Below are 12,965 nucleotides of genomic sequence, written 5' to 3'. Positions count from 1 at the left end.
TTATTCATCTTTCCAATTCAGACGGTCCATTTGGTTATATGGCCATGGTGCACCGTTATTCTCTATATTGGTCATCATTGTATTTAATTCCATAGGAGCCGCACTTTGCTCCATCACTAAATAACGACGCATATCCATAATAATAGACAATGGATTAATACTTACCGGACATGCTTCTACACAAGCGTTACACGTCGTACACGCCCAAAGCTCCTCATTGGTAATATAATCACCAAGAAGCTGTTTTCCATCGTCTTTAAATTCGCCGTTATTAGCATCAATATTTTTACCAACTTCCTCTAAACGATCTCGCGTATCCATCATGATTTTACGAGGTGATAATTTTTTACCGGTAAGATTAGCCGGACATTCACTAGTACAACGTCCACACTCGGTACAAGTATAAGCGTTGAGCAATTGAATTTGGCTTAAATCCATAACATCACTCGCTCCAAATTTAGCAGGCACGTCGTCTTCTGCGCCTTCTGGTGCTGCCGCAAAAGGATCGGCATCCGGATCCATCATTAATTTTACCTCTGCCGTGACAGCCTCTAAGTTATTAAACTTTCCTTTAGGCTCCACTTTTCCAAAATACACATTAGGAAACGCTAAAAGAATATGTAAGTGCTTAGAAAAGTATAAATAATTTAAAAAGATAAGTATGCCTACAATATGTAACCACCATGCGGTACGTTCAATAGCACTTAAGCCTTCAGGAGAAACCCCATCGAAGAGCGGTGCAATACATTGAGAAATAATATTACCAATCCCTAAGTTTTGAAATTCGGTATCCGTGGCATTCATCATTAAAAACAAAGCCATTAAAACCACTTCAAAATAAAGAATAATATTTCCATCGCTCTTTGGCCAACCTTTCATCTCTGAACTCAAGAAACGTTTTATCTTTATAACGTTTCTTCTAATCCAAAATACGCTTACCGCCACGAGCACTAAAACCGCTAAAATTTCAAAAGTGCCTATTAAAAACCCATAAACTGTATTGGGTAATATGGATAAACCTATACGGTGAGTCCCGAAAAGCCCATCGATAATAATTTCTAAAACTTCAATATTAATAATTATAAAACCAACATAAACAATAACATGCAGAAAACCAGAAATGGGACGTTTTACCATTTTACTTTGACCTAAAGCGATATAAGCCATGTTTTTCCAGCGTTGTGGTTTATTATCACTGGCATCAACCTCTTGTCCTAATTTAATATTACGAATCAGTTTTTTAATATTACGTGCAAAAAAACCAATCCCTACAATTAGGATTACAGCAAAAATGATATTCGGTATGTATTCCATGAGTGGCGGCTTAATTATTATTTAATTGCTCTGGCGTAGGCGCTTCATAAGGAATTTCTCTTTTAGACAAAATACGTCTATAGCGCGCAGGGTGTAATTTAATATCTAAAAGTAAAAGTTGTAACTCTTTAGAAGCATTATCTAAATTAGTGTAGAGGCCATCATCTTTTAATAATTTCCCTATAGTTCCTTCTCCGGCTTCAAGACCTGTAGCAAGACCGTTAAGCTTGGCCACCATAGCATCTAAATTTTTAACCGTATTAGACAATTTTGCCTCATTAAGATCCTTTATTAAAATAGCTAATTCTGCACTGGTCGCATCAAAATTTTCTAAGAGCGAGGCGATTTTTTTATCGTTCTCGTTAATTAGGTTATTCGCTGCAAATGCAACCGTTTTAAAGGACTTAAGTGTTGCGTTTAATTCTGCGATAGTTTGTTTAAGCCCGTCTTCAGACTCATCAACAACTAAGGCGTTTAAATTTGTTAATAAGGTATCTGAAGATCTTAAGGTAACGCCTAAATCTTCACTAATCCCTGAAAAATTCTTTTCTAATGATGAAATCATTCCGGGCTTTACTTCCGATTTAATAAAATCTCCTGGTTCTGCGTTTACACCACTATTTCCTTCAACAATAGCTAGGGCATTCCCCCCCATAAGACCATCTTGATAAAGTCTTACCTTACTATTATTAGAAAATTTTAATTTAGGATTTACGGTAAATGCAATACGTGTTTTACCGGTTTCGTAATCGTATTTAATATGTTCTATCTTCCCTATCTTATTCCCTTTAATCGTCACTGGAGATGACATACTAAGGGCGTTATAATCGAATTCTGTATAATAGGTATTTGAATTTTCAAATAAGTCTTCACCTTTAAGAAAGGTGAATAGGTAGATACAAAAGGCAATGCCGGCTAGGACTAGAATTGCGGTTTTAACTTCTCTTGAGATTTTCAATGGGCTTTATTTAGTTTGTAAACAAAATTAGGAATAAATATACTAATAAAGTTTTTAATTTGAATCAGATTTTAAGGCTTCGGAAACATCAATCTTTTTTCCGTCTTTAAAGGCAACAACAAATGCACCGGGATATCCGTTTAGTTTGGCTTGGTTTTGAAGCTGCTTAACCTCATTGTAGTCAGAGGTTTGTCCGCTGTAATATTTATAGACAGCTCCTGTTTTTTCTCTCGAAATATCAGCAAGCCCTTTAAAATTATACGACTTAGGTTCTAAAGCTCTAGAACTGGCCGCAATTTGCACTTTAAAAACAATGCCTTCAACAACACGAGGACTTTCTTTTTCCTCAACCATGGATTCCGCTTCAACCTGAAGAATTTTACTCCCCACGTTCTGATCGAGTTCCTTTTTATAGTCTAAAACCGCTTCTTTTATAGCGTTCGCCATTTTAGTCTGACCGGCCTTAGAGTTTAAAAATTTCCCTTCGCTATTATTGGTTAAAAACCCGACCTCTACCAATACACTTGGCATGTAGGTATTACGAATAACCAAAAGACTAGCTTGCTTTAAGCCACGACTTTTACGCTTTGCCTTCCCGATAAAATTATCTTCAATTTTACGCGCTAGAACCACACTTTGTTCTACATAAACTTCCTGTTCTATACCAATAGCAATTGAAGACTCTGGAGAGCTAGGATCAAAACCCGCATAGTTTTCTTCGTAATTATCCTCTAAGAAAATCACTTCATTCTCTTTTTTAGCGACATCAAAATTACGACCCGTATTTTTTTCACCTAAAACAAAAGTTTCAGTCCCGCTAGCCTGAGAGCTGTGCGCATTACAATGAATAGAGACAAACAAGTCTGCATCTGCCCTATTGGCAATATTAGCACGTTCGTGTAATTCTATAAAAACATCGGTTTTACGGGTATAGATCACTTTAATATCCGGATTTTTTTCTAGAGCCTTCCCTACCTCTAGGGTAACTTTTAAGGCAATATCCTTTTCACTATGTCCGTTTCCAACATTTCCAGAATCGCCACCCCCATGTCCTGCATCTAAAACAACAACAAATTTATTGTCTTGCGCCTGTAAATAGGCCGAAGATGTTAAAGAACTAATAAATATAAGAATGAATAATACTATTGTAGGTTTAGGTATCGTTTGCATATGTAATTTAACGTTTTTTCAACTTGGTTTAACACAATGTCCTCATTAAATAAGTTCGTAATTTTCATTTTCTAGTTTTAATAAACTAATCAAAAAAAATACTGTACTTTTGGCGTTTCAAAAACCGAGCCATACTTTTACAAAAATACACTTAAAAGCATTGCAGACAAAAAGCTTATACATACTTTTTACCCTTAGTTTTACAGTGTTTATTAACACGTTTAGCTTGGCACAAGAATTACCGAAAAAAGAAGGTCGTATTCCTGCTAAACAGCAGAAAGACACCACCTCAATTGTGTTAGATTCCATTATAAATCCGCCACAAAAGACCATAGAAATTGATTCTACTAAGCAAGATTCTACCAAACAGAAAGGCCTTTTAGAAGGTACTGTAAAGTATACTGCTGCGGACTATGTTTCTTTAAACCAAAAGAAAACCAAAATTTACCTTTACAATAAAGCCGAAGTTTTATACCAAGATATGGAGATAAAAGCTGGGGTTATTGAAATTGATTACAGCAAGAATTTAGTTTATGCTGGTCGTATAAAAGATTCCACAGGATATAGCCAACGCCCGGTTTTTACACAAGGACAAAACGTTATTGAACCCGATTCTATTGTCTTTAATACCGAAACAAAAAAAGCTTTGGTTTTTAATTCGAGAACGGAGCAACAAGGTTTTAAGGTTTATTCGCCTATAACGAAGAAAGAAAATGATTCGGTTTACTTTATGAAAAACGGTCGTTTTACAACGGCTGAAGATGAGGAGGACCCAGAGTATCAATTTGTGACCACTAAAATGAAAATGGTCCCGAATAAAAAAGTTATTGTAGGTCCTACTTATATGGAAATTTATGGCGTCCCTACCCCCATAGCGTTGCCATTTGCCTTCTTCCCGATGACCAAAAAGCAAACCTCCGGAATTATTTTTCCTTCCTTTGGTGAAGACAGTAATAGAGGGTACAACCTACAGAATGGAGGGTATTACTTTGCCATAAGTGATTATTTAGATTTGGCCGTTCTTGGAGACTATTATACCAATGGAAGTTACGGATTGCGTATAGAAAACAACTATGCCCTACGTTATAAGTTTAAAGGAAATATTAGCTTTAGATATGAAAATCTTCTTAATGAAGAGCGTGGTTTCCCCGACTTTAGTCAGAGTACCATTTACAACATCAGGTGGTCCCACAGTCAAGACACAAAGGCTAACCCAAATTCTAGATTCTCGGCCTCTGTAAACTTAGGAAGTAGCACCTATTACCAAGAGTCTATCAATCAGCTCAACCAATCTAATTTTCTTAACAACACCTTAGCGTCTTCTGTATCGTATTCCAAAACCTTTACTGGAGACCCACAAGTAAATTTAAGTTTAACGGCAACACACAGTCAGAATACCAATACTGGCGATATTAATCTAACTCTACCAACATTACAAGCGTCTATGGGAAGGGTTTACCCATTTGCCCCAAAGACAGGGTCTAAAAACGGGATTATTGAAAACATCAACTTTCAAGTCACCACCAGAGGGGAATATAGCATACAAACCAACGATTCTATTTTTGGAAAAAGTGAAATGTATGACGATGCTGAAATAGGCATGTCGCATAGCTTACCAATCACCACCAATTTTAAAATCTTTGATTATTTCAGTGTAAGTGCCAATGCAAGCCTTCAGGAAAATTGGACCTTAAAAACCATAAGTCGTTATTACGATCAGGCGAATGACGAAGTCGTTACCGTAAACAAAAATGGTTTTGATCGTTACTTAACCTATAGTGCTGGTGCCAGTATAGGAACCACCATTTATGGTATGTACGATTTTGAAAATGAAAATAAAGACGCGAAACTGAAAGCCATAAGGCACGTTATGCGACCTTCTATTAGCTACTCCATTACACCGGCATTTGATCAGTATTACGAAACCTACGACGTTATTGATGCTGATGGTACAACCACAGACCAAGTAGAATACTCACGGTTTGAAAACTCGCTTTACGGGGCTCCAGGAAATGCATTTTCAAGTAGCATTGGGCTATCTTTAAGTAATAATATTGAAGCTAAAGTACGCGCCAAAGATTCTACACAAACCGAACCTGAAAAAGTAACCCTATTAAATAGTCTTAATTTTTCTACGGCTTATGATATTGCAGCCGACTCCATAAAATGGAGTCCATTACGATTAACGGGAGGAACGCAGATTTTAAACAATAAAATGAGTGTTAACTTTAGCATGACGATGAACCCGTATGCTTTAGACAGCAATAACGACGTCATCAACACCTTTAACATTAATAATGGGGGAAGTTTATTTCGTCTAACCTCAGCTAACGTCAGCATGAGTTATACCTTATCTAACGATAGTTTTTCGGGTAAGGATGATAAAGAAAAGGAAGCCTCTGCTGCAGAATCTGCACGTTCAGGTGGCCGTACGGACGATTTATTTGGACGGACTCAAGATTATGCTAATAAGCGCCTCTCAGATGATGACCGAAGTGAAGATGAACAGGAAGAGAACAACGAATTTTACAACTATAAAATGCCTTGGAGTTTACGATTAGCCTATGCGGCCAATTACAACAATACGCAACGCCAAAACGAAATATCTAGCCATTCTTTAATGTTTTCTGGTGATGTAGACATTTCACCAAAATGGAGTATTGGAGCCTCTTCAGGTTACGATTTTGCCAATCAAGGGTTCTCATATACCCAATTACGTTTTGAACGCGATCTACTAAGTTGGCGAATGAATTTTTCATGGATTCCGTTTAGTGACCAAAGCTCTTGGAACTTCTTTATCGGTATTAAATCTAACTTATTAAAAGATTTAAAATACGACAAGCAAAAGCAAGCGGATCAAACTGTTGGGAATTAATTCTCTTGTCCTAGACCTTAAGAGAGAACTTACTTCTTTTTACTTCATAAGAGTGCACTTTCAAATTTTATCTTAAATTTGGTATTGAATAGAGAACAAACCTCTCACATCACTACATTAAATTAAGTTCTATGAAAAAAGTAATAAACACTCCTAAAGCACCAGCACCAATTGGCCCATACAACCAAGCCATCTTAAGCGGAAACACCCTATATACCTCCGGACAAATTGCTTTAGACCCTGAAACTATGGAGCTCGTTACTGACGATATTCAAACAGAAACAAAGCAAGTTATGGAAAACATGAAAGCGGTTTTAGAGGCTGCTGACATGAGTTTTGAAAACGTTATAAAGTCTTCCATTTTTATCAGTGATATGAATAATTTTAAAGACATCAATACCGTTTACGGTACTTATTTTGATGAAGCTACTGCGCCTGCTAGAGAAACAGTAGAAGTTGCCAACTTACCAAAATTTGTCAATGTTGAAATTAGCATGATTGCTATAAAATAATAAACAACTTAAATAAACCTCTTTTCTGAATCTCTAATTCTAGAGAAAAAGACTAGAGGTTTTTTTAATTCGTAAAGATTCTCTTTTTTACTTTTTATTTTGTTAACTTTAATCATAAATTTTTTCATAAATGATTGAGGTTATTACGAATAGACAAGAGTGGAATGCAGAATTAGACCGTATAGGAGCGGTCGATTTCTACCATACTTATAGCTATCATCAACTTTCAAAACGCGAAGAAGAACTTCCTGTTCTACTGAAGTATAATGAAGGACAATCGGTCATTTTTCTTCCCTTACTTCTCAGAAATATTGAAAATTCTGAATACAAAGATGCCACCTCTGTTTATGGCTATTGTGGTATTTTAGCTCAAAACATAGACCCTAATTTTAAGAAAGACAATTTTTACAGGGCCTTAAATACCTTTTTAAATAAAACCAAGATTATAGCCGTCTTCACCAGACTCCACCCCTATATTGATGAAGCCGAATTTATGCTTCAGAATTTAGGACAGATTACCTCCTTAGGAAAAGTGGTATATATAGACCTCAGCAAAACTCTAGAAGAGCAACGTGCAAGCTATAATAGACGCTTAAAAACCTATATCAATAAAGCCAGAAAATTATGTACGGTTATTGAAGGGACAACTGAAGAACACTTGGATATTTTTATCAGTCTCTATCATGACAACATGCGACGTATTGAAGCCACTGACGATTATTTTTTTGATACTGATTATTACCGCCAGTTACTTATGAATGACGATTATGAAGCCTCATTAATGATGTGTAAATACAATGCCACCGGTGAAATTATCGCTGGTGCTATTTTTATAAAATCGGGCAACATTATTCAATACCATCTCTCGGGTTTAAACCATTTATATTTTGATCTTCAACCTATCAAACTCATTATTGATGAAATGCGAATTAAAGGCACACTTCAGGGCTATCATTACCTTAACCTAGGTGGTGGAAAAGGCAGCGAAGAAGATTCCTTATTTGAGTTTAAAGCTAAATTCTCTAAGGATGTTAAGATTTTTAAAATCTGGAAATACATCGTTAATAAAGACGCCTACAAAGCGCTTTCGGAGTCTCACTTACAAACTGAGTTAAAATCAGAAGACCTCGATAAAGGATTCTTTCCAAAGTATCGCGCGCCGTTAAAATCTCTTTCTTAATTTCTTCCCCTATTCCCCTTTATAATTTTGAAGGTTTCCCTATTCACATTATAACTTTTAGTCTCAAAAACTAATATTGAGAATTCTATCTTCCCCGAAACAAAAGAGCTTTGTTATAAAGTCAACTACTCCTCTCCCCTATAAACAATTGTTAATAAAACAAATGCTGTTCTATCCAAATTTGTGCCGTCTGAAGGTAAAGAACTTGTATTTTTGAATAGCACCAAAATTCATTCTAATTATGCATATAGAACACGATATAAAATTAGGCTTTAAAGATGTAATGATTCGTCCAAAACGTTCGACCTTGAAAAGTAGATCGCAGGTTTCTTTAGAGCGTGACTTCAACTTTCTAAACAGCAAAATAAGTTGGAAAGGCATTCCTATTATGGCTGCAAATATGGATACCGTGGGTACCTTTGAAATGGCAACCGCTTTAGCAAAACAGCAACTATTTACCGCCATACACAAACATTATACACCACAGCAATGGAGCACATTTTTAAGTGAGGCCCCAGAAGATATTGTAAATTATATTGCTATAAGTACAGGTATCGGATCTGAGGATACCAAAAAACTAAAAACAGTATTTAAAGCGCATCCGGAATTAAAATTTATCTGTATTGATGTCGCCAATGGGTATTCTGAGCATTTTGTAGAATTTTTACAAAAAACAAGAGCCACTTATCCAGATAAGGTCATTATTGCAGGGAATGTCGTTACCGGCGAAATGGTAGAGCAACTTATTTTATCGGGTGCAGATATTGTTAAGGTGGGTATTGGTCCTGGAAGTGTTTGTACCACTCGTGTAAAAACAGGTGTAGGCTATCCTCAGTTATCCGCTATTATAGAATGTGCCGATGCGGCTCATGGTTTAGGAGGGCAAATTATTAGCGATGGTGGGTGTGCAACCCCCGGGGATATTGCTAAAGCTTTTGGAGCAGGGGCCGATTTTGTAATGCTCGGCGGAATGTTTTCAGGGCATACCGAAAGCGGTGGAGACCTCATCACCAAAGACAATCAACAATACAAGCAATTTTACGGCATGAGTTCTGCTACAGCTATGGACAAATACGTCGGAGGCGTTGCAGAATACCGCGCTAGTGAAGGTAAAACGGTTCAAGTCCCTTATAAAGGGGATGTACAAAACACCTTGCAAGATATTTTAGGAGGCCTCCGAAGTACCTGTACCTACGTTGGGGCAGCACGATTAAAAGAACTGACTAAAAGAACCACTTTTATACGTGTGGCAGAACAAGAAAACCAAGTCTATAACGGGTAATGCCCCATTAACTTTTTTGCAATTTGAAACTAAAAAAAGCTGAGCTAAAAGCCTTCCTTAATGAGAAGGTAGAGCTTTACAATCGACCTGATTTTATTAAAAGTGACCCTATACAAATTCCACATCAATTCACGCTTAAAGAAGATATTGAGATAGCCGGTTTCTTGGCAGCAACCATAGCTTGGGGTAACCGTAAAAGCATTATTAATAATGCAAATAAAATGATGAACTTGTTAGACCATGCGCCTTACCAGTTTATTACACAGCACCAAGATTCCGATTTAGAGCGCTTAGAAACTTTTGTACACCGTACGTTTAATGGATTAGATTTTATTCAGTTTATAAAAAGCTTACAACACATCTACGCGCAACACCAAGGCCTAGAAGCCGTTTTTAAAGCTCATGTAGAAAAGGATTCCATTCAGCGTAGTATTCACGAGTTTAAAAATTGCTTTTTTGAAATACCACATCTCAAACGCACCCAGAAACATATTAGTGATCCGCTTAAAAATTCAGCTGCAAAACGTATAAACATGTTTTTAAGATGGATGGTTAGAGCGGACAACACAGGGGTTGATTTTGGAATTTGGACAAGCATTTCGCCCGCAGTATTAAGTTGTCCTTTGGATGTACACTCCGGAAATGTAGCTCGGAAATTAGGCCTTTTAAAACGGAAACAAAACGACGGTAAAGCCTTAGCTGAATTGGATAAAGCCCTACGAAAACTGGACCCCACAGACCCCGTAAAATATGATTTTGCCTTATTTGGGCTTGGCGTGTTTGAAAACTTCTGATAATCCATTTGTAATTAGTACCTTTAAAGCATTTATTTTAAATTGCTCAACATATGAAATGGTACACCTCGTTTTTGCTTTTATTTAGTTTTCTATTTAGTTTTTCGCAAGACTTAAAAATTCCAATAGACACCGCTTACACCACACAAGGCAGTGTTAGCATTAAAGGAAAAACTGTAAATTATACTGCTGAAACAGGTTTTCAACCCGTTTGGAATGATGAGGGCAAAATAATTGCTTCTCTCTATTACACCTACTACAAGCGCAGCAATATTACTAAGGCCAAAAACCGACCAATTATCTATTCATTCAATGGAGGTCCTGGCTCTGCTTCCGTATGGATGCATATTGCCTATACCGGTCCTAAAGTTTTAAATATTGATGATGAGGGCTACCCTATTCAACCGTATGGAGTTAAGGATAATCCTTATTCTATTTTGGATGTTGCGGATATTGTTTTTATTAATCCAGTAAATACAGGTTACTCTAGAAAAGTGGCCGATAAAAACGGAAAGCTTCCTTCCGATAAATTATTCTTCGGAATTAATGCAGACATTAAGTACTTAGCCAGTTGGATGAATACCTTTACCACGCGTAAAGACCGATGGTCTTCACCAAAATACATCATAGGTGAAAGTTATGGGGGTACCCGCGTTATGGGCTTATCTCTAGAGTTACAGAATAAACAATGGATGTACTTAAATGGGGTAATTATGGTATCGCCTGCAGATTATAAAGTATTGCGTACCGGTGGCCCATTGGCATCCAGTTTAAATTTGCCATATTATGCAGCAACGGCTTGGTATCACAACAGATTGCCCGAAGCGCTTCAGCAAAAAGACCTTTTAGACGTTTTACCAGAAGTAGAAGAATTTGCTTTAAACGATCTTATGCCGGCCATAGCAAAAGGCGGATTCATTGCTCCGAACGAGAAAGCTGCTATTGCTAAAAAAATGAGTTACTATTCTGGACTATCTGAGAATGTAATTTTACAACACAACCTCGATGTGCCTACATCTTTCTTCTGGAAAGAACTCTTAAGAGACACTTCTGGAAAAACAATAGGCCGCTTAGATTCTAGATATCTCGGCATTGACAAGACAGATGCTGGCACACGACCAGATTACAATCCGGAATTAACCTCTTGGCTACACTCTTTTACGCCGGCGATCAATGCTTATATTCAAAATGAATTAGGGTTTAAAACGGACGTAAAATACAATGTGTTTGGTAACGTTGGGCGTTGGGACAACAGTAATGATAGAACAAGAGACAATCTGCGCCAAGCCATGGCTCAGAATCCTTATTTAAAAGTTTTTACACAGTCTGGCTACTACGATGGGGCTACCACATACTTTGCCGCAAAATACTCACAGTGGCAAATTGATCCTAGTGGAAAAATGAAAGATCGCTTCTTTTTTAAAGGTTATAGAAGTGGACATATGATGTATTTAAGACATGAGGATTTAATTAAGGCGAATGATGACCTCAGAGAATTTATTAAAGCGTCTTCTTCAAACGGAACATCTGCTAAATATGAATAAACTTACAATTTTAAGAAACCATTAAGACCCTATTTTCCGTATATAGTTTTTCCAAATTGATTTGATACCTATGAAAAGTCCTACATTTCCAAATAATGAAAACGAACGCTTAGCGGTTTTAAATTCTTACAACATATTAGACACGGCTCCTGAAAAGGATTATGATAATATTTCTGAATTAGCAGCTACAATTTGCGACGTTCCCATTGCTCTGATTACAATTCTAGACCGGAATCGGAATTTTTTCAAATCTCATTTTGGAACCCCATTAACCGAAACACCGCGAGATGTTTCTTTTTGCGGCCATACCATTCTTGAAGATGATATTTTTATTGTTGAAGATGCCGCTAAAGACCATCGCTTTTTTGACAATCCTTTAATTAACGAGCAGAATATATCCTTCTATGCGGGAGTTCCTCTTATTAATCATTCAGGACATAAATTAGGGACTATTTGTGTTTACGACCTAAAACCAAGACAGCTTAACAGTTCTCAAATTAAAGCGCTTAAAACCTTGGCAAAACAGGTGGTTAATCTCTTTGAATTAAAGAAAAACAACGATCATTTAGAAGCGATTAAACAGGAATTAGAACGCCGGAACAAGCAGCTAAAATCGTTTGCCAGTTTAGTGTCTCACGATTTAAAGTCGCCTTTATCTAATATCATCTCTTTAACCGATTTATTAAAAGACGAGAACCAAAATAACTTATCGGAAGATTCCCTTCAGTATTTGGATTATATTGAAGAGTCCACCACCATTCTTAAGGATTATATTGACGGTATTTTACTGTATTATTCTGCAGATGAACTCTTAAACTCTAAAACCGAGGATATAGAATTACGTACGGTTATGGAAGATATAGAACTCATTCTTATTTCTGAAAATGATAGTCTTATTTACAAGGATAACCTCATTGAAAACATCAATAAAGCAGCCTTAACACAGATATTAATTAACCTAATAGACAACGCTCTTAAATACAATGATAAAACAGAACGCTCTGTAGAGGTTTCTTATCATAAAAATGATACGCACCATAATTTTAGCGTTAAGGACAATGGTATTGGTATTCCTGAAGACCAGCAGACACAAGTCTTTGAAATTTTTAAAACCGTTAAAAACGACAAGATAAAATCGAGCACTGGTATTGGACTGAGTACGGTAAAAAATCTCGTAGAAAAACTCAATGGACAGATTAGTGTTACTTCAAAATTAGGAGAAGGAAGTACTTTTAGTTTCAGCATTGCACAAACCGTATAAGCACCATCCTTTTTTTATAACATAAAAAAGCTGATAAATATTAAATTTATCAGCTTTTTTTTAGCTTTATAAATA

The 12,965-nt window shown here is 36.6% G+C and carries 10 protein-coding genes; 7 read left to right on the top strand and 3 right to left on the bottom strand.

Translation table 11 applies throughout. The features are described 5' to 3' along the window. Genes DFQ08_RS08040 through DFQ08_RS08030 form a run of 3 tightly spaced genes read right to left on the bottom strand, consistent with a single transcriptional unit; the run spans position 1 to position 3,442 of the window. Positions 1–1,314: a (Fe-S)-binding protein gene (locus DFQ08_RS08040; protein WP_114309481.1), complete on the bottom strand. Its 1,314-nt coding sequence runs from the start codon at positions 1,312–1,314 to the stop codon at positions 1–3. Between the two features lie 10 nt (positions 1,315–1,324). Then, positions 1,325–2,272 carry an MlaD family protein gene (locus tag DFQ08_RS08035; RefSeq protein ID WP_114309480.1) on the bottom strand — a complete coding sequence of 316 codons (948 nt, stop codon included), beginning with the start codon at positions 2,270–2,272 and terminating at the stop codon, positions 1,325–1,327. 54 nt (positions 2,273–2,326) lie between these two features. After that, the gene (locus DFQ08_RS08030; protein ID WP_114309479.1) at positions 2,327–3,442 is read right to left on the bottom strand and encodes an N-acetylmuramoyl-L-alanine amidase family protein; all 1,116 of its coding nucleotides are present in this window, start codon (positions 3,440–3,442) and stop codon (positions 2,327–2,329) included. A 109-nt stretch (positions 3,443–3,551) separates the two neighbouring features. Here DFQ08_RS08030 and DFQ08_RS08025 point away from each other — a divergent pair, with 109 nt between their 5' ends. The 7 genes from DFQ08_RS08025 to DFQ08_RS07995 all read left to right on the top strand — a co-directional run bounded on the left by DFQ08_RS08025 (position 3,552) and on the right by DFQ08_RS07995 (position 12,890). After that, positions 3,552–6,317, top strand: coding sequence for a putative LPS assembly protein LptD (locus DFQ08_RS08025; RefSeq protein ID WP_114309478.1), 2,766 nt, complete (start codon positions 3,552–3,554; stop codon positions 6,315–6,317). Positions 6,318–6,448: 131 nt separating this feature from the next. Then, the gene (locus DFQ08_RS08020) at positions 6,449–6,829 is read left to right on the top strand and encodes a RidA family protein (protein WP_114309477.1); all 381 of its coding nucleotides are present in this window, start codon (positions 6,449–6,451) and stop codon (positions 6,827–6,829) included. Positions 6,830–6,959: 130 nt separating this feature from the next. Continuing rightward, the gene (locus tag DFQ08_RS08015; RefSeq protein ID WP_114309476.1) at positions 6,960–8,009 is read left to right on the top strand and encodes a GNAT family N-acetyltransferase; all 1,050 of its coding nucleotides are present in this window, start codon (positions 6,960–6,962) and stop codon (positions 8,007–8,009) included. A 241-nt stretch (positions 8,010–8,250) separates the two neighbouring features. Next, positions 8,251–9,291: a GMP reductase gene (locus DFQ08_RS08010; protein ID WP_114309475.1), complete on the top strand. Its 1,041-nt coding sequence runs from the start codon at positions 8,251–8,253 to the stop codon at positions 9,289–9,291. Between the two features lie 23 nt (positions 9,292–9,314). Further along, complete coding sequence (locus DFQ08_RS08005; RefSeq protein ID WP_114309474.1) at positions 9,315–10,085, top strand: TIGR02757 family protein; 771 nt, start codon at positions 9,315–9,317, stop codon at positions 10,083–10,085. A 53-nt stretch (positions 10,086–10,138) separates the two neighbouring features. Beyond that, entirely contained in the window at positions 10,139–11,629 is a 1,491-nt protein-coding gene (locus DFQ08_RS08000) for a S10 family peptidase (RefSeq protein WP_114309473.1), read from the top strand. 70 nt (positions 11,630–11,699) lie between these two features. Further along, a complete protein-coding gene (locus tag DFQ08_RS07995; protein WP_114309472.1) occupies positions 11,700–12,890 on the top strand; it encodes a sensor histidine kinase in 1,191 nt (396 codons plus the stop codon). Positions 12,891–12,965 lie beyond the last annotated feature (75 nt).

The sequence above is a fragment of the Winogradskyella arenosi genome, from assembly GCF_003337305.1.
Taxonomy (GTDB): Bacteria; Bacteroidota; Bacteroidia; order Flavobacteriales; family Flavobacteriaceae; genus Winogradskyella; species Winogradskyella arenosi.
Note: the sequence above shows the minus strand (reverse complement) of the source record. Positions and strands in the feature narration are given on the sequence as shown.

Excerpts from the sequence above, each read along its gene's own strand:
- DFQ08_RS08040 (WP_114309481.1), bottom strand. The coding sequence starts at position 1,314 with ATGGAATACATACCGAATATCATTTTTGCTGTAATCCTAATTGTAGGG.
- DFQ08_RS08030 (WP_114309479.1), bottom strand. The coding sequence starts at position 3,442 with ATGCAAACGATACCTAAACCTACAATAGTATTATTCATTCTTATATTT.
- DFQ08_RS08020 (WP_114309477.1), top strand. The coding sequence starts at position 6,449 with ATGAAAAAAGTAATAAACACTCCTAAAGCACCAGCACCAATTGGCCCA.
- DFQ08_RS08015 (WP_114309476.1), top strand. The coding sequence starts at position 6,960 with ATGATTGAGGTTATTACGAATAGACAAGAGTGGAATGCAGAATTAGAC.
- DFQ08_RS08010 (WP_114309475.1), top strand. The coding sequence starts at position 8,251 with ATGCATATAGAACACGATATAAAATTAGGCTTTAAAGATGTAATGATT.
- DFQ08_RS08000 (WP_114309473.1), top strand. The coding sequence starts at position 10,139 with ATGAAATGGTACACCTCGTTTTTGCTTTTATTTAGTTTTCTATTTAGT.
- DFQ08_RS07995 (WP_114309472.1), top strand. The coding sequence starts at position 11,700 with ATGAAAAGTCCTACATTTCCAAATAATGAAAACGAACGCTTAGCGGTT.